We start from the raw sequence: 16052 nt of genomic DNA, 5'->3' as shown, positions 1-16052 counted from the left end.
TCCCTGACGAACGCGGAGATACCAGTGATCACAGTCCTTGCCGTGCATTTTTCGGTGGCTGTCCTCGCGCCTCTCCTGTTCAGGGCGTGGGGCCGCAACGCGTTCTACGCACTGGCCGCCGTTCCTGCGGCCTCCTTCGTTTGGCTGCTGCTGCAGCACGGGCCTATCTATTCCGGAACGGGACACGTCAGCGAAGCAGTCCCCTGGATTCCCGGACTCAAGCTTGAGCTTGCCTTCCGGATGGACGCACTGGCCTGGGTCATGTCGCTGCTGGTGCTGGGTGTCGGCTCCCTGGTGCTGGTCTATTGCGCCCGGTACTTCAAGAAGAAGGACCAGGACCTTGGCGCTTTCGGTGCGCAGCTCCTGGCCTTTGCCGGCGCCATGTTCGGGCTGGTGGTTGCCGATGACCTGCTGCTGCTGTTCATCTTCTGGGAACTCACCACCATCCTGTCCTACCTCCTGATCGGATTCGCGCGGACCAGGCTGGCCGCACGGCGGTCCGCATTGCAGGCGCTGATTGTCACCACGGCCGGCGGGCTTGCCATGCTGGTGGGCCTGATTATGTTGGGTCACGCGGCAGGAACGTACCGCATCTCCGGCATCCTGGACCAGGCGCCCGCCCTCACCGGCGGAGGCTCCGGCTCCCTGGTGACCGCCGCCGTCGTGCTCATCCTGGTGGGCGCCATCACCAAGTCCGCCCTGGTGCCCTTCCACTTCTGGCTTCCCGGCGCCATGGCGGCGCCGACCCCCGTCAGCGCCTATCTGCACGCCGCGGCGATGGTCAAAGCCGGCGTCTACCTGGTGGCCCGGCTCGCCCCCGGCTTTTCCGAGACGGCCTACTGGCAGCCCGTGGTGCTGGGACTTGGCCTGGCCACCATGCTGGTGGGCGGCTACCGGGCGCTGCGGCAGACCGACATCAAGCTCATCCTGGCCCACGGCACCGTCAGCCAGCTGGGCTTCCTCACCATGGTGGTGGGCCTTGGTACACCGGATGCCGCGCTCGCGGGCCTGGCGATGCTCCTTGCGCACGGCCTGTTCAAGGCCACACTCTTCCTGGTGGTGGGCATCATCGACCATCAGTCGGGGACACGTGATGTCCGGAAGCTGTCCGGGGTGTTCCGGAGTTCGCGTGCGCTTGGGGTGGTGGCCGCCATTGGTGCCGCGTCCATGGCGGGAGTCCCGCTGTTGGCCGGCTTCGTGGCCAAGGAGTCGGTGCTCGAGGCCTTTGTCCACCACGCCAGTGACCCGGCTGCCGGGCCGTGGGGCATGGTGGTCCTTGCGGGCCTGGTGCTGGGTTCCGTCCTCACCTTCGCCTACAGTGCGCGCTTCATGTGGGGGGCTTTCGCCGTCAAGGCAGGGGTGGAGCCCACGCCCTTCAAAGCCATCAGGCCGTCCTTCCTGGCCGCGCCGGCCATCCTCAGCCTCATGACCACCGCCTACGGGCTGTGGCCGGCGCCCGTAGATGCGTGGATCCAGCCGTACGCCGCCCTCTTTGCGTCCACCGCGTCCGACGCCGGGTCAGCCGCTGGGCAGGCCGGCCACCTGGCGCTGTGGCATGGTTTCACTCCTGCGCTGGGCCTGACGGCGCTTACCTTCGCACTCGGCCTGGCGATGTACCTTGGCCGCAACGCGGTCGCGAGGGCGCAGTCCCTGGTGCCGCCTTGGGTGGACGGGGACAAGGCATACCAGAACACCATCGGTGCGCTGGATGACGCGGCGGTGTGGATTACCGGCCGCACCCAGCGCGGTTCGCTGTACTACTACCTGGCCGTCATTCTCAGCGTCGCGTTCGTTCTTCCCCTGTCCGCCATCGTGGTGGCCGGCAAGCCGTTGCCGGACGGAATCTACCTTGTGGATCCCGGGTCCCCGCTCCAGCTCGTGGTGGGTGCCGGCATCGTGATCGGCGCGCTGGCCGCGGTGAAGGCCAACAAGCGGTTCCTGGCGGTCCTGATGGTTTCCGTGACCGGGTACGGCATTGCCCTGATGTTCGCGCTGCAGGGTGCCCCGGACCTTGCCCTGACGCAGATGCTGGTGGAAACCATCATCCTGGTGGCCTTCGTCCTGGCGATGCGCAGCCTGCCGGCCGAGCTCCGGGACCGCACCGGCGGCAAGTACCGTGTGGTGCGCGTGGTCATCGGCCTGGGCTTCGGTGCCACCATGGTGTTCGCCGCGATCTACGCCATGGGTGCACGGATCGCCACCCCCGTTTCCCTGGAGTTCCCGCGCCTGGCCTACGAGGGCGGCGGCGGACTCAACATCGTCAACGTGACCCTGGTGGACATCCGGGCCTGGGACACGTTCGGTGAAATCACGGTCCTGGCGCTGGCCGCCACCGGCGTGGCGAGCCTGATCTTCGTCCGCGGCCGCGGCGACCGGATCCTGAAGTCCGCCACGGTGGCCGAGGGCACCGTGGGCCGCCACCGCGGCGTCGATCCCGGCACCCGGGACGCGGCAGCCCTGGCCGTCAGCCGGAAGTTCGCCGCGTCCGCGCGGGATGCGTGGATCGTTGCCGGCCGGACCCTGGCACCGGAGCGCCGGTCCATTATCTTCGAGGTGGTCACCCGGCTGATCTTCCACTCGATGATCATCTTCTCGCTCTACCTCCTGCTGGCCGGCCACAACCTGCCCGGCGGCGGATTTGCCGGCGGCCTCACGGCGGGCCTGGCCCTGACCATCCGGTACCTGGCCGGGGGACGGTTCGAGCTTCGCGAAGCCACACCGGTGAGCGCAGGTGCACTGCTGGGCATCGGGCTCGCCGTGGCCGCGGCTTCGGGCGCAGTGCCGCTGCTGCTGGGCGGCCAGGTCTTCCAGACGGCCATCATCGAACTGTGGCTCCCGGTTTTCGGCGACATCAAGTTCGTCACCTCCACCATCTTCGATATCGGTGTGTACATCGTGGTGGTGGGCCTGGTCCTGGACGTCCTGCGCAGCCTCGGAGCCGAGATCGACGAACACTTCGAAGAGCGGTCCGCGGCTGCAGGAGGAATGCCGGCCGAAGGGCAGGACTCCACCCTGCAGGCACCCGCACCAGCTCCCGACTGGGAGCACGAGCCCGAAGGCATGGCTCCCGAGACCACCGCAAGGGGCCAAGCATGAGCGTGAACCTGACCCTCCTGATCATCATGGGAGCCCTGTACGCCTGCGGCATCTACCTGATCCTGGAACGCAGCCTGACGCGCGTCCTCCTGGGCCTGATGCTTCTGGCCAATGCAACCAACCTCCTGATCCTGGCCACGGGAGGGTACGCGGGGCCCGCGCCGCTGTACTCAAAGGACATTGCGGCCGGGGACTACAGCGATCCGCTTCCGCAGGCGCTGATCCTCACGTCCATCGTCATCTCCTTTGCCGTCACCGCCTTTATGCTCGGCATCATCTACCGCACCTGGGTTTTGGCCCGCCGGGATGAGATCCAGGCCGACATCGAGGACCTCAGGGTTGCGGAAACACCAAGCTTCGACGCCGAGGACGACGCCGAGGTCCCCGCAGAGACGTCCGAGTTCCCGCTGGCCACCGTCCTGGCCGGCGGCCGCGAAATACCCGCGGAGCAGGCAGCAGCGGAAGAAAAGCCGGGCTCGGAAAACATCACCGCCGGCCCGGAAGGAGGCGGAAAGTGAACCTCGCAAGCCTCGCGCCGCTCGCCGTCATACTTCCCATCGTGGGTGCCGCCCTGACCTTCCTGCTGATCCGCCACTCACGGGCCCAGCGGGTGGTCAGCATCCTCCTGCTGTCCCTCACGCTCCTGCTCGAATGCCTCCTGCTGGCCTCCGTGTGGGACGGCGGCACGGCTGCGGTGAGCATCGGCGGCTGGCTGCCGCCGTGGGGCATCGTGCTGGTGGTGGACCAGTTCTCGTCCCTGATGCTGGTGGTCTCCTCGGCGGTGAGCCTGGCCGTGCTGGTCTACGCCACTGGGCAGGGCATGGCCGACGGCGACCAGGACGCGCCCGTCTCGATCTTCCACCCCACATACCTGATCCTGGTGGCCGGCGTGTCCAACGCGTTCCTTTCCGGGGACCTCTTCAACCTCTATGTCGGCTTCGAGATCCTGCTGACGGCAAGCTACGTGCTGATGACCCTGGGCGGCACGGGGCCCCGCATCCGGGCGGGCGTCACCTACGTGGTGGTGTCCGTGGTGTCGTCGGTGCTGTTCCTGATCTCGATCGCCATGGTCTACGGGGCCACCGGAACCGTCAACATGGCCGATCTTGCCATGAAGCTCGGCGAGCTGGACCAAGGCACCAGAACCCTCCTGCACGTGATGCTGCTGGTGGCGTTCGGCATCAAGGCGGCCGTGTTCCCGCTGTCCTTCTGGCTGCCCGACTCCTACCCCACGGCGCCGGCGCCGGTCACCGCAGTGTTCGCCGGCCTGCTCACCAAAGTGGGCGTCTACGCCATGGTCCGGACCGAGACGCTGCTCTTTCCCGGGGACTCCCTTAACACTCCGTTAATGGTGGCCGCGCTGCTGACCATGGTGGTGGGGATCCTGGGTGCCCTGGCGCAGAGCGACATCAAACGTCTGCTCTCCTTCACCCTGGTGAGCCACATCGGGTACATGGTGTTCGGCCTGGCCATGTCCTCGACGGCAGGGCTGGGGGCGGCGGTCTTCTACGTGGCGCACCACATCACCATCCAGACCAGCCTCTTCCTGGTGACGGGGCTGATCGAACGCCGCGGCGGGAGCTCCTCGGTGGACCGGCTGGGCGGCCTCGCCAAGCTGTCGCCCCTGCTGGCATTGCTGTTCTTCATCCCCGCAATGAACCTGGCCGGGATTCCGCCCTTCTCAGGATTCCTGGGGAAGGTGGGTCTCATGCAGGCCGGGATTGAACTGGGGACGCCGCTGGCGTACGTGCTGGTGATCGGCGGGGTGCTTACCAGCCTGCTGACCCTGCTTGCCGTGGCGAGGGTGTGGAACCGCGCGTTCTGGCGCCGGCCCTCGGACGCCGAACACCCGGATCCCGTGCTGCTTGCGCCGGCCGCCGGGCGGGCCGACGGCCCTGGCGCCAAACGGAACACCGTCACACTGCTGCCGCGCACCATGGTGGGCTCGACAGTGGGGCTGGTGGTCCTTGGCGTTGCCCTGACGGTTTTCGCGGGGCCGCTGTTCACGGTCTCTGACCAGGCTGCGCGCGACATGCTGGACCGGACCTCCTACATCCACGCTGTCCTGGGCGGAGGCGTCGACGTCCCGATGGTTGCCACGCCGGGAGGGGGAAAATGAGCCGCCGCCGGATTTCCCTCCGCCAGGAGCTGCCGCTCCTAGTCTGGCTGGTCATTGTCTGGGGTGCCCTGTGGCAGGACTTCAGCCCCGGCAACCTCCTGTTCGGGGCGTTGCTGGCCGTGGCGGTCGCGCGGCTGTTCTACCTTCCACCGGTGGAACTGAGCGGCCGGTTCAACATCCTGTACGCCGTTCCCTTCGCGCTCGTCTTCCTGGCCAAGGTGGTGGCTGCCAGCGCGCAGCTCCTGTACCTTGCCATCGCCAAGGGGCCAAAGGTGACCAACGCCGTCGTCGCCGTCCCGCTCCGCAGCCGCCAGGACCTCATGGTCACGGCCACGGGGCACGTGATTTCCCTGATTCCGGGCTCGCTGGTGGTGGAGGTGGACCGCTCCACGTCCACCCTCTACCTGCATGCCCTCAACATCAGTTCCCCGCAGGAAGTCGAAAACCTTAAAAATGAGGTGCGGTCCATCGAAGCGGGGCTGATCAGGATCATGGGCACCAAGGAAGAACTCGAAACCGTGCGAATGGAGGCGGGCGCATGATGCAGACCGTCCTGGCTGTTACTGCCGTAATCTTCTCGGTGGCCGCCGCCGGTGCCATCATCAGGATCTCCAGGGGACCTTCACTGCTGGACCGGGTGCTGGCCACGGACGTCCTGTTGGCCATCCTGGGCGGTGCCCTGTGCGTGGACATGGCCGTCAACAGGCACCTGAACAACCTGATGCTGGTGGTGGCCATTTCCATCATCGGCTTTATCGGGTCCGTGACGGTGGCAAGGTTCGTGGCGGACCGGAGGGAGCAGTCCAATGAGTCCTGACTCCACTGGCCTGGATGCCTGGGTGGATGTGCTGTCCGCTGTGTTCATGATCGTCGGGGCCGTCATGTCGCTCGGCGCGGCCATCGGCTTGCTTCGCTTCCCCGACCTGCTCAGCCGCATGCATGCCGCTACCAAGCCGCAGGTGCTGGGGCTGTTCCTGCTCCTGGCGTCCATCGGACTCCAGTTGCGCACCTGGTGGGTGTGGCCCGTACTGCTGGTCGCGTGGATTTTCCAGCTGCTCACCGTGCCCGTTTCAGCACACATGGTGGGCCGGGCCGGCTACCGGACCAAGCACCTCCACCGCGAGCTCCTCACCTCCGATGAGCTTGAGGCCGTGGTGCAAAAAGCCGCCGCCAAAACCGCCCGTGAGGAGGGTTCCGGCGACGGCTGAACACCGTTCGGCGTGCTGCTAGACGATGTCCTGGCTCTTGGCGAACCGGGTGATGGCGCGCTGGGTGCCACGGTTTGCCAGGACCTGGATGATGGTGCTCACCGAGGCAGAGATCAGGGCGAACGTCAGAGCCGAGTGAAGGCTCGTGGGGACGTCCTCGTGCTTGCCGGTGGGGGGCTTCCGGCCGGTGGTCTTTTCCCAGATGGCGTTGACGAGCTTGGTGCCGACAAAGCCTGCGCCGAGGCTCACGCCAGTGCCGAGCAGCTTGATGAAAAGGTTCATTCCTAGTACTCCTTGCGGGCGGAAAACGGGCTGTCCCTAGCCTAACCGGCGATTGCGGCCGGCCGGTGCAGGCGCTGCTCAGGTTGCCGGGGGTTCCGTCCGGAACTTGACCATCTTGTGCGTCCCATCGCAATAGGGCTTGATGGCTGACGCCCCGCAGCGGCACAGTGCCACGGTTTTCCGTTCACGGGGCAACGGTTCCCCGGAGGGCGTGACGATCTCGAAGTCGCCGCGCACAATCAGCGGACCGTCGGGGCACACCACGATGGAGCTCTCGGCCGGTTCCTGGTTCATTCGCGCTCCTGTTTGAGGTTGCCGGGGGTGATGGACGGCGGCGGGGAACTTGCGCCGCTCATGCTGCTGCCGGCACTGCCGCCCTTAGTGAGGTCCCGCCGTTCTCCCAAGACTGCAGGAGATGGGCGGACAGCCTGCCGTCCAGCGCCATGGCTGCCGTGGCACCGAACAGTACATCTCCAAGAAGTCCTGGTTCGGCTTCCACCAGGCCGCCGGCCAGGTCGCGGCCGGCGATCTGCTCGTGGACGGCGTCTGCTTCCACGTGTTCATCGAAATAGTGGGTGACGGCGGCATCGAAACCATGCCGCCGGAAGCCGCTGCCGTATAGGCGGTTGGGCTGGGAGGAGGTCATCTCATAGATGGCCAGGTGCCCGGTGATGGCACCCCGCAACCGGCGGTTAAGCCCGAACAGGGACATCAGGTTCACTGCGGCGAGGGAGACGGCCGGGACGGAATCGACGTAGGCGCCGTATTCGTCCGCCATCCCCAGGCCCCGCAGGGTGCGGGCGAAAAGTGCGCTGTGCATCCGTTCGGGACGTCCGCCGCCGTACTCATCCGCCTGGATTTCCACCAGCGCGGCCTTGGGGCGCCCGGCGAGCCGGGGAATGGCAAAGGTATGGGGATCGGCCTCCTTCAGCTGGTAGATGGACTTATGGATCAGGAATTCCTTGAGCTGATCCAGGCTGGCCTTCTTCGCCACGTACCGGGAGAGGCTGGGGCCGGTATCTCGGGCTGCGAGGCCGAACAGGACATCGGCCACAGCGTCGCTGGTGGGACGCGAGGCCGCGGGAAGCTCCAGTTCGCCGGCTGCTTCACGGGCGGTCCGCCTGAGCGCGGCCTCGAACGGCTTTTCCAGCAGCTGGCGGACCTGGATCAGTCCCGGCGCCCATTCCCACTCATCGCTGACGCCTGCGAGCCCGGTGTAGTGGAGCTCGTAGAGGCAGAAGAGCGTCAGCTGGAGGTCGTCATCGCCGATGATGTCCGGGGTGGCGGCCAACTGGCTGCTGACCGCCCGGTGCAGCCCCGCGGCGCGGTCATCGGCAGTTCCGGCGTCGGCGGTTCGGCCGTCGGGGCGGGTGCCAATGGAGCAGGGTACCTCCGTGAGAAGGGCGAACAAGGCGGCGCTGGCGGGACCGCGCGCTTCAGGGATTTTCATAGTGCTCCTTCAGGTCCGGCGTTGGTGCCGGTTCCGCGACGTCGTTGCTGGGGCTTCCGGGCCGGTTGCTGCTATCGCTGCTGCCAACGCCTGCGGGGACAGCGGGGCCTCGGGCAGCCAGGGTGATGGCCAGCGCAATCATGGCCAGGCCGAGGGCCAGGTGCAGCCAGTCGTCCGCGTTGTTCGCAGGGAGGAAGTTGGCAGGCGTGGTGTCACCCGCCAGGAAGCCGTACAGCCAGAGGAGCAGATAGGCCACGCCGCCGTAGATAAGGAAGTTCCTGGCTTGGGGATGCGTCCGCGCCATCAGGACCCCTGCAAGCCCGAAGACCAGGTGTACCGCGTTAAGGAGCACGGACACCTGGAAGACGCCCAGCAGCAGCGCCCCTGAACCAGGTCCGGCAAGGCCCAACGAGCCATAGTTGGAGGTAACGCCGGGGATGAAGCCCAAGATGCCCAACAGGAAGAAGACCGTGCCAATTCCGAGGGCGGCATTTTGCAGGCGTGTTCGGGGGCCCGTCAGGCGGGTGCTGGCTGCCATGTCCTGTTCTCCTCAAAACCCGGGAGACAACATAGTAAGCATGATTACTAAATAAATGCTAAGCAGCCTTTGTGTTTCTGCTGCCGGGTGGACGTGCGTCCAGCGTGCGGGTCGCTCCGCCAGCATGGCATCAGTCCGCTCCCGCGGAGCGGAGGATTTCACGCAGGGCCTCGACCACCAGGTCGTGATCCTGCACCTGGGGAAGCCCCGAAACCGTAACAGTGGCCACGGCGCCCACTCCGGTGACGTACAGCGGGAAGGAGCCGCCGTGCGCGGCGTACCGGCGCTGGTCGAACCAGCCCTGGTCCTCGATCCGGCCGCCGCGAAGCCGGCCGCGCAATCCCACCAGCAGTGAGGGGATCTCGTACCGTGCCGCAGTGCGCTGCTTCGCCCGGATCCAGTGATCGTTATCCGGCGTCGCACCGGGCAGGGCCGCATGGAACAGCACCTGCTGGCCCTTGGTGATGTCAATCGCGATAGGCAGCCCGCGCTCCTTCCCCAGCTCCACCAGGAGCAGTCCCAGGTTCAGGGAGTCGTCCAGGGAGAAGCCGGGAAACTGCAGTTCCCGGACTTCGCCTTCAATCCGGGCGATCAGTGCCGCCAAAGATCCCTCCGGCTGGATGGCATCGGAATCCGGGTCGAAGTCGGTCACATGCGGGGGATTGGCAGCCATGGCCCACAATCTACCCCCGCCGCGGTGTAAACTGGCAACGCCCAACAGGGTATTTCTGCAACGAATCATTTCAAGCAAAAGCAACATTCAACGACAGGGGAGCGCCGCCGTCGGGCATCACTGGCAATGCCAGGATCCGCAGGTGGGCGCTGAGAGTGCGGGCAGCCGCAGACCCTCGAACCTGATCCGGTTAGTACCGGCGCAAGGGAGTCGAGTTCTCGAAGTGCGCGCAGCGGCAGCATAGCCGGCAGCCGCGTCCACTTTCCCCTCCTGTTCCTCAGGAGGATCACATGGCAACAACAGCAGTCAAGAAGACCAGCAGCAAGTCCTGGCGAGTCGTGGACATCGTGGTGGCGGCCCTCATTGCCATTGCCGGCGGCGTCATTTTCTGGGCCTGGTCCCAGGGCGCGGCCGCAGTGTCCGGCCCCATGAACGCCACCTACCCGCCACTGACCGGCCTGATCGCCGGCGGCTGGATGATCCCGGCCGTGCTGGGCATGCTCATCATCCGCAAGCCCGGCGCCGCGCTGTTCTGCGAGACGGTAGCCGCCACCGGTGAGCTGCTCATGGGGTCCCAGTACGGGGCTTCCGTGCTGTTCTCCGGCTTCGTCCAGGGCCTCGGCGCCGAGATCATCTTCGCCATCTTCGTGTACCGGAAGTTCAACCTGCCCGTGGCACTGCTGGCCGGTGCCGCCGCCGGTCTCTTCTGCGGCCTCAACGACTCCTTCGCTCCGTGGGGCTGGAACATCGCCTACTCCGGCGGGGACAAGCTGGTGTACATCGTCTTCACCGCCATCTCCGGCGCGATTATCGCCGGCGCCCTGTCATGGATCGCCACCCGCGGGCTGGCCAGGACCGGAGTCCTGAGCTCGTTCGCGTCGCGGAAGGCAGCAACGGAGCCTGTCTTCTCCTGATGTCCGCACCTTCCCGCCAGGGCGCGCCCACCGCAGTGCGTCCCGCCGCCGTCGCGGCCCGCGGCTGGGGCTGGCGGCATGCCGGGCGCGCCAAGCCGGCGGTCCATGCCCTCGACCTGGACATCCGCCCGGGAGAGCGGGTGCTGCTGTTGGGGCCTTCCGGCGCAGGCAAGTCCACCCTCCTCCATGCTTTGGCGGGGGTCCTGGGGGATGTGGACGACGACGGCGGCGCGGCCGGCGATTCCGACGAGTCGGGTTCGCTGCTGGTTGACGGAGCCTCCCCCCGCGAGCAGCGCGGGCGCGCCGGCCTCATGCAGCAGGACCCCGAAACGCAGGTGGTCCTGTCCCGCGTGGGTGACGACGCCGCCTTCGGCGCCGAGAACCTCGCCGTGCCCCGCCACGCCATCTGGAGCCGCGTGCACGAGGCGCTGGACGACGTCGGACTTTCCCACCTCCCGCTGGACCATCCAACGTCGGTACTCTCCGGCGGGCAGAAACAGCGGCTGGCGCTCGCGGGCATCCTTGCCATGCGTCCCGGTCTCATCCTGCTGGACGAGCCGACGGCGAACCTGGACCCGGCCGGCGTGCTGGAGGTCCGCGACGCCGTGGCGCGATGCCTGGACAAAACCGGCGCCACGCTGGTGGTGGTGGAGCACCGGGTGTCCGTGTGGAAGGACCTGGTGGACCGGATTGTGGTGCTGCAGCCCGGCACCGACGCGAAGGACGCCGTGCTGCTGGACGGCCCGCCGGACCAAGTGCTCAGGGAAGCCCGGAGCATGCTGATTGCCGCCGGGGTGTGGGTGCCCGGCTATGTCCCGGACACCCGGCTGCGTGCGGCGGATCCGGCCCGGGGGACGGGTGGCCTCCTGCTCGCTGCCGAGGAGCTGGCGGTGTCCCGTGAACGGGCGGGGCGCAGCGGCTTCCGGAAGGTGCCGCCGGTACCCGTGCAGGCGGATATTTCCGCCCAGGTCCGTGCCGGGCAGGCCTTGGCGGTGACGGGGCCGAACGGGGCAGGGAAGTCCACGCTTGCCCTGACGCTCGCCGGGCTTCTCGAACCCGTGGCCGGGAAGGTTTCGGCCACGCTGGACCTGAGCCGCGGCGCCGGAATAGACCCGTACAAGTGGAAAGCCGAGCAGCTCATCGAGCGGATCGGCACCGTGTTCCAGGAACCCGAGCACCAGTTCGTCACCGGGAAGGTGCTGGACGAACTGATGTTTGGCCCACGGCACCTTGGCCATGGCGGGGAGCGCGTGGACGAGCTGCTGGAGCGCCTGCGGCTCACCCACCTTGTGGACGCCAACCCCTACACGCTTTCGGGCGGGGAGAAGCGGCGGCTGTCCGTGGCGACGGTCCTGGCTGCGCATCCCCAGGTGCTGGTCCTGGACGAGCCTACGTTCGGCCAGGATGCCAACACGTGGGCGGAGCTGGCATCCTTCCTGTCCGAGCTGCTGGACGGCGGCACCGCCGTGGTCTCCGTGACCCATGACGCCGAGTTCACGGCCGCGCTGGGCGGAACGGAACTGCGGATGGCTCCGGCGGAAACGGCGGCACCATGAGGCAGGAGCTGAACCTGCGCGGCAACAATGCGCTGCTGGCCAGGGCGAACCCCCTCAGCAAGTTCGCCGCCGTCTTCCTCATCACGGCCGTGCTGGCACTCTCCATCGACTGGGTGTCCGCATCGGTGGCGCTGGCCTTTGAAGTCCTGCTGTTTCCCCTGGCCGGCCTGACGCCCGCCCTGCTGTGGCAGCGCGGCTGGCCGCTGATCCTCGCCGCCGCAGTGGGAGGCTGGAGCACCTCCATCCTGGCGCCGGACAGCGGAAAGACGCTGGTCGACGTCGGCATCTGGACCATGAGCGAAGGGTCCCTGGAGCTGGGCGTGGGCTTCACGCTGCGGGGGCTGGCGATTGCCCTGCCGGCAGTGCTGCTGATGAGCTGCACCGACCCCACAGACCTCGCTGATGCGCTGGCGCAGAAGGCGCGCCTCCCGCACCGGTTCGTGCTGGGAACCCTCGCCGCCATGCGGCTGGTGGGCCTGATGGCCGAAGAATGGCAGACCATCGGGATGGCCCGCCGCGCGCGGGGGGTGGGTTCCCGCGGCAGTGCCCTGCAGCGCGTGAAGGCGACGCTGGGGCAGAGCTTCGGGCTGCTGGTCCAGGCGATCCGCCGGGCCTCGAGGCTCGCGGTGACCATGGAAGCCCGCGGCTTTGGCGGCGGCCGCCGGACGTGGGCCCGCGAATCGACCTACAGCGTGTTGGATGCGTGGGTTATTGCCGGCGGTGTGGTGATGGCGGCAACAGCGGTTTTTGCCTCCGTCTCCCTGGGCACCTGGAACATGGTGTGGCTGGGGAACTGACAGCCGGCCAGGCCTACGGGCACGAAGAGTCGTAGTCGGAACCCCTCGATACAAACTGGGTCAACTCCACCTCGCCGCCGCCGGTGAGGGGCGCAGACGCACTGGCCATCGCTGCTCCTTACGCGTTCCGGGATCCTGCCGGCCAGCTCGGGAGTGAGTAAAGGTTGCTCGACCCGCTGACAGTTCTGTCCGGTTGGCGTCCTTGTCCGTGTACGACCAGCTGTTTTCGGTCTCCACATCCAGCCAAGGAGCGATTGCACTCCCTCTCCCGGGGAGGGCGCCGCGTACGCTGGCGAGCCGCAGATGAGGAGCTGGGCCGCGAGTAACAGTGCCGCCATTCCTGGCACGCTCCGAGTGCTCCGGGCCGGAAATGCCCCGCTACCTGGCATGGGCGGTGCTGGTGTTCGGCGCATACTGCCTCCCTTGCCGTTGGACCAGCGTCAGTCTCCCGCCCTTGAAGGGCTCGGTCAAGGAATCCGACGCCCTTCGATCGCATCGTTCGGGTAAACGCTCTTCGGCGGCTGCTGATTAGGCCGGATAACCGGGGCGCTTAACTCATTTATGATATAAACTTGAGTATGACGCAGGAAACCGCTGAACACGTTGCCGCCATGTTGAGGGATGCCCGGGCCGAGAAGGGCTGGACCCAAGGACAGTTGGCTGCCGAGCTGGGGACGAGCCAGAGCGCCGTTGCCCGCATGGAACAGGGCAAGCAGAACCTGAGCCTGAAAATGATCCAGCGCCTTGAAGCGATCTTCGACAGGAGCATCGTGAACGTGGGCAAGCCGCAGATGACCCACCTGCGCGTTGAAGGCGGGCGCACCCTTTCGGGTTCGGTGGACGTCAACAGCAGCAAGAACGCCGGAGTGGCTTTGCTGTGCGCCAGCCTCATCAACCGGGGAACCACCATTCTTCGCCGCCTTGCACGCATCGAAGAAGTGAACAGGATCGTTGAAGTCCTGACCAGCATCGGTGTGGAATGCACCTGGCTCAACGACACCGACCTGCGGCTCCGCCGCCCGGCGGTCCTGGACCTGGGCGCGATGGACGTTGACGCCGCACGCCGCACGCGGAGCGTCATCATGTTGCTGGGACCCCTGCTCGCTGAGTCAGCCAGGTACAAGCTTCCGTATGCGGGCGGCTGTGATCTTGGTACCCGGACGGTGGAGCCGCACATGCAGGCACTGCGCCAGTTCGGACTCTCGGTGGAAGCGACGGCGGGCTTCTACGAGGTGCAGGCCCCGTCCGCGGACACCCGGGACCGCTCCTTTGTCCTGACTGAGCGCGGCGACACCGTCACCGAGAACGCCATCATGGCCGCAGCCCACCGCGAAGGCACCACTGTTATCCGGAATGCCAGCCCCAATTACATGGTGCAGGACCTCTGCTTCTACCTGGAGATGCTGGGGGTGGTTATCGAGGGGGTGGGGACCACCACCCTGAAGATCACCGGGCGACCATCAATCGATGCCGAGATTGAGTACTTCCCGTCGGAGGATCCCATCGAGGCCATGAGCCTGATTACCGCCGGGATTGTCACCAACTCGGAGGTGACCATCCGGCGCGTGCCGATCGAGTTCATGGAAATCGAGTTGGCAACCCTGGGGCAAATGGGGCAGCAGTTGGAGATCTCGGGCGAATACACGGCCCGCAACGGCCGGACCCGGCTGGTGGACGTCACCACCAAGCCTTCCGAGTTGCGTGCTCCGGAGGACAAGATCCATCCGATGCCGTTCCCCGGGCTAAACATCGACAACCTGCCCTTCTTTGCGGTCATCGCGGCGAACGCCCATGGCCAGACCATGATCCACGACTGGGTGTACGAAAACCGCGCCATCTACCTGACCGAGCTGAACCGGCTGGGCGCCCAGGTGCAGCTCCTTGACCCGCACCGGATCTACGTCAACGGCCCCACCAGGTGGCGCGCCGCCGAGGTTGGCTGTCCGCCAGCGCTCCGCCCGGCAGCGTGCCTGCTGTTGGCGATGCTTGCCGCGCGGGGAGTGTCCGAGTTGCGGAACATCTATGTCATCGAGCGCGGCTACGAGGACCTGGCGGAACGGCTCAACACCATCGGGGCGAAAGTGGAATACTTCCAGGACTAACCATTCACGCTTCGTCATGAAGTGCTGTTGACCCTCAATTTCGTCCCTGTTGTCGGAGAATGTCGGTATGCGAACTTTCGGCGTCGAGGAAGAGCTCCTGATCGTTGATCCGGAGAGCGGGGAGCCGCTTGCCCTGGCGGACGCGCTGCTGTCCGGCCGCCGAATGGCCGCCGACGACGCGCCGGACGACCCCCGCCTTCTGGAGACGGAAGACAAAACCGTTTACGACGACGACGAAATGGGCCTGAGCGCCGAGCTCAAGCTGGAACAGATCGAAACCCAGACCCGGCCCTGCCTGGAGTACCGTGAACTCCTGGAACAGATCCGCGCCGGGCGGGCACTGGCGGATAAGGCAGCCCAGAAAAACCATGCCCGGGTGGCAGCCCTGGCCACCTCGCCGCTGGGCTTGGCCAGCCACACCACTCCGGACCCCCGCTACGCGCGGATGCTTGAGCGCTTTGGCCTGACCGCCCAGGAGCAGCTGACGTGCGGCTTCCATGTGCACACCTACATTGAGTCGCACGACGAAGGCGTGGCCGTCCTGGACCGTATCCGTGACAAGCTCGCCGTCCTTACCGCCTTGAGTGCCAATTCACCTTTCTGGAACGGCATCCAGACCGGCTTTGAGAGCTACCGGACCCAGGCCTGGAACCGGTGGCCGACGGCCGGGCCCACGGGTATCTATGGCACTTACTCCGCGTACCGACGGGTGGTCACGCGGCTCCTGGACAGCGGGGTCATGCTGGATGAGGGCATGTTGTATTTTGACGCCCGGCTCTCCCGCAACCATCCCACGGTGGAAGTCCGCGTAGCCGATGTGTGCCTCCGCGCTGAGGACGCCGCACTTATTGCTGTCCTGGTGCGCGCCTTGGTGGAGACTGCGAGCCGGGAGTGGCAGGACGGCGTCGATCCTGCCCCCGTGCCCACGGTGCTTTTGCGCATGGCATCCTGGCAGGCGAGCAGTGCGGGCCTGTGCGGGGAACTGCTTGACTTTGGCACGTTCCGTCCGGCGAGGGCTGCTGACGTGGTGCGCTCGCTGGTGGACTACGTCGCCCCGGTACTGCAGGAACAGGGCGAACTTGCCCTGGCCCGGCAAGGGGTGGAGGACATCATTGCGCGCGGTACAGGAGCTGCCGAACAGCGGAGGGTCCGGGACAAAGTCCTGTCCGCGTCGCAAGGCGGAGACCTTGGCTTCGATGCAGTGGTAAAGCACGCAGTTGACGTGACCATGCGCGGCGGGCTGGATCTTTCAAAGGTGGACGAAGCCCCGGAACTGCTGCGCGTCAGGCAGTCCTAGCGGGCAGTGGTTTGGGGGCA

Annotated in this window: 16 protein-coding genes and 1 riboswitch; of the genes, 11 read left to right on the top strand and 5 right to left on the bottom strand. The window is 66.6% G+C overall.

The genetic code is table 11. From position 1 onward, the window contains the following. The first annotated feature begins 24 nt into the window (after window positions 1-24). From C3B78_RS18380 to mnhG, 6 genes are read left to right on the top strand one after another with little or no spacing between them, the layout of a single operon-like run. A complete protein-coding gene (locus tag C3B78_RS18380) occupies window positions 25-3096 on the top strand; it encodes a Na+/H+ antiporter subunit A (RefSeq protein ID WP_104999886.1) in 3072 nt (1023 codons plus the stop codon). Continuing rightward, window positions 3093-3614: a Na(+)/H(+) antiporter subunit C gene (locus C3B78_RS18375; RefSeq protein WP_104999343.1), complete on the top strand. Its 522-nt coding sequence runs from the start codon at window positions 3093-3095 to the stop codon at window positions 3612-3614. Before C3B78_RS18380 ends, C3B78_RS18375 begins: the two co-directional genes overlap by 4 nt. Beyond that, window positions 3611-5215: a Na+/H+ antiporter subunit D gene (locus C3B78_RS18370; RefSeq protein WP_104999342.1), complete on the top strand. Its 1605-nt coding sequence runs from the start codon at window positions 3611-3613 to the stop codon at window positions 5213-5215. The genes C3B78_RS18375 and C3B78_RS18370 overlap by 4 nt, the downstream gene beginning before the upstream one ends. Further along, entirely contained in the window at window positions 5212-5757 is a 546-nt protein-coding gene (locus tag C3B78_RS18365; protein WP_104999341.1) for a Na+/H+ antiporter subunit E, read from the top strand. The genes C3B78_RS18370 and C3B78_RS18365 overlap by 4 nt, the downstream gene beginning before the upstream one ends. Further along, a complete protein-coding gene (locus C3B78_RS18360; protein ID WP_104999340.1) occupies window positions 5754-6032 on the top strand; it encodes a monovalent cation/H+ antiporter complex subunit F in 279 nt (92 codons plus the stop codon). The genes C3B78_RS18365 and C3B78_RS18360 overlap by 4 nt, the downstream gene beginning before the upstream one ends. Continuing rightward, a complete protein-coding gene (mnhG, locus tag C3B78_RS18355; RefSeq protein ID WP_104999339.1) occupies window positions 6022-6423 on the top strand; it encodes a monovalent cation/H(+) antiporter subunit G in 402 nt (133 codons plus the stop codon). The genes C3B78_RS18360 and mnhG overlap by 11 nt, the downstream gene beginning before the upstream one ends. Window positions 6424-6441: 18 nt before the next feature. Here mnhG and C3B78_RS18350 read toward each other — a convergent pair whose 3' ends face one another. The 5 genes from C3B78_RS18350 to C3B78_RS18330 all read right to left on the bottom strand — a co-directional run bounded on the left by C3B78_RS18350 (window position 6442) and on the right by C3B78_RS18330 (window position 9366). Further along, complete coding sequence (locus C3B78_RS18350; RefSeq protein WP_104999338.1) at window positions 6442-6705, bottom strand: DUF4235 domain-containing protein; 264 nt, start codon at window positions 6703-6705, stop codon at window positions 6442-6444. A 78-nt stretch (window positions 6706-6783) separates the two neighbouring features. Further along, a complete protein-coding gene (locus C3B78_RS18345; protein ID WP_104999337.1) occupies window positions 6784-6999 on the bottom strand; it encodes a CDGSH iron-sulfur domain-containing protein in 216 nt (71 codons plus the stop codon). A 58-nt stretch (window positions 7000-7057) separates the two neighbouring features. Next, on the bottom strand, window positions 7058-8155 hold the full coding sequence (locus tag C3B78_RS18340) for an iron-containing redox enzyme family protein (protein WP_104999336.1): 1098 nt from the start codon (window positions 8153-8155) through the stop codon (window positions 7058-7060). Then, entirely contained in the window at window positions 8142-8693 is a 552-nt protein-coding gene (locus tag C3B78_RS18335) for a DUF4383 domain-containing protein (RefSeq protein WP_104999335.1), read from the bottom strand. Before C3B78_RS18335 ends, C3B78_RS18340 begins: the two co-directional genes overlap by 14 nt. A 130-nt stretch (window positions 8694-8823) precedes the next feature. Next, window positions 8824-9366 carry a heme-degrading domain-containing protein gene (locus tag C3B78_RS18330; RefSeq protein WP_104999334.1) on the bottom strand — a complete coding sequence of 181 codons (543 nt, stop codon included), beginning with the start codon at window positions 9364-9366 and terminating at the stop codon, window positions 8824-8826. An 85-nt stretch (window positions 9367-9451) separates the two neighbouring features. Further along, window positions 9452-9592: riboswitch (TPP riboswitch) on the top strand. A 64-nt stretch (window positions 9593-9656) separates the two neighbouring features. Between C3B78_RS18330 and C3B78_RS18325 the strand changes: the two genes are divergently transcribed. The 5 genes from C3B78_RS18325 to C3B78_RS18300 all read left to right on the top strand — a co-directional run bounded on the left by C3B78_RS18325 (window position 9657) and on the right by C3B78_RS18300 (window position 16032). Further along, a complete protein-coding gene (locus C3B78_RS18325) occupies window positions 9657-10280 on the top strand; it encodes an ECF transporter S component (protein ID WP_104999333.1) in 624 nt (207 codons plus the stop codon). Further along, complete coding sequence (locus C3B78_RS18320; protein WP_104999332.1) at window positions 10280-11836, top strand: ABC transporter ATP-binding protein; 1557 nt, start codon at window positions 10280-10282, stop codon at window positions 11834-11836. Before C3B78_RS18325 ends, C3B78_RS18320 begins: the two co-directional genes overlap by 1 nt. Next, window positions 11833-12633, top strand: a complete 801-nt coding sequence (locus C3B78_RS18315) for an energy-coupling factor transporter transmembrane component T family protein (protein WP_104999331.1) — start codon at window positions 11833-11835, stop codon at window positions 12631-12633. Before C3B78_RS18320 ends, C3B78_RS18315 begins: the two co-directional genes overlap by 4 nt. A 578-nt stretch (window positions 12634-13211) precedes the next feature. After that, entirely contained in the window at window positions 13212-14735 is a 1524-nt protein-coding gene (locus C3B78_RS18305; protein ID WP_104999330.1) for a UDP-N-acetylglucosamine 1-carboxyvinyltransferase, read from the top strand. A gap of 67 nt (window positions 14736-14802) precedes the next feature. Next, window positions 14803-16032, top strand: coding sequence for a glutamate--cysteine ligase 2 (locus C3B78_RS18300; protein ID WP_104999329.1), 1230 nt, complete (start codon window positions 14803-14805; stop codon window positions 16030-16032). The last annotated feature ends 20 nt before the right edge of the window (window positions 16033-16052 follow it).

The organism is Arthrobacter sp. PGP41 (assembly GCF_002953935.1).
In the GTDB taxonomy this organism is placed as follows: Bacteria; Actinomycetota; Actinomycetes; order Actinomycetales; family Micrococcaceae; genus Arthrobacter.
The sequence above is the reverse complement of the archived record's forward strand: the minus strand, read 5'-3'. Positions and strand labels throughout refer to the sequence as shown.

Excerpts from the sequence above, each read along its gene's own strand:
- C3B78_RS18375 (WP_104999343.1), top strand. The coding sequence starts at position 3,093 with ATGAGCGTGAACCTGACCCTCCTGATCATCATGGGAGCCCTGTACGCC.
- C3B78_RS18365 (WP_104999341.1), top strand. The coding sequence starts at position 5,212 with ATGAGCCGCCGCCGGATTTCCCTCCGCCAGGAGCTGCCGCTCCTAGTC.
- C3B78_RS18360 (WP_104999340.1), top strand. The coding sequence starts at position 5,754 with ATGATGCAGACCGTCCTGGCTGTTACTGCCGTAATCTTCTCGGTGGCC.
- mnhG (WP_104999339.1), top strand. The coding sequence starts at position 6,022 with ATGAGTCCTGACTCCACTGGCCTGGATGCCTGGGTGGATGTGCTGTCC.
- C3B78_RS18350 (WP_104999338.1), bottom strand. The coding sequence starts at position 6,705 with ATGAACCTTTTCATCAAGCTGCTCGGCACTGGCGTGAGCCTCGGCGCA.
- C3B78_RS18345 (WP_104999337.1), bottom strand. The coding sequence starts at position 6,999 with ATGAACCAGGAACCGGCCGAGAGCTCCATCGTGGTGTGCCCCGACGGT.
- C3B78_RS18340 (WP_104999336.1), bottom strand. The coding sequence starts at position 8,155 with ATGAAAATCCCTGAAGCGCGCGGTCCCGCCAGCGCCGCCTTGTTCGCC.
- C3B78_RS18335 (WP_104999335.1), bottom strand. The coding sequence starts at position 8,693 with ATGGCAGCCAGCACCCGCCTGACGGGCCCCCGAACACGCCTGCAAAAT.
- C3B78_RS18330 (WP_104999334.1), bottom strand. The coding sequence starts at position 9,366 with ATGGCTGCCAATCCCCCGCATGTGACCGACTTCGACCCGGATTCCGAT.
- C3B78_RS18325 (WP_104999333.1), top strand. The coding sequence starts at position 9,657 with ATGGCAACAACAGCAGTCAAGAAGACCAGCAGCAAGTCCTGGCGAGTC.
- C3B78_RS18320 (WP_104999332.1), top strand. The coding sequence starts at position 10,280 with ATGTCCGCACCTTCCCGCCAGGGCGCGCCCACCGCAGTGCGTCCCGCC.
- C3B78_RS18315 (WP_104999331.1), top strand. The coding sequence starts at position 11,833 with ATGAGGCAGGAGCTGAACCTGCGCGGCAACAATGCGCTGCTGGCCAGG.
- C3B78_RS18305 (WP_104999330.1), top strand. The coding sequence starts at position 13,212 with ATGACGCAGGAAACCGCTGAACACGTTGCCGCCATGTTGAGGGATGCC.
- C3B78_RS18300 (WP_104999329.1), top strand. The coding sequence starts at position 14,803 with ATGCGAACTTTCGGCGTCGAGGAAGAGCTCCTGATCGTTGATCCGGAG.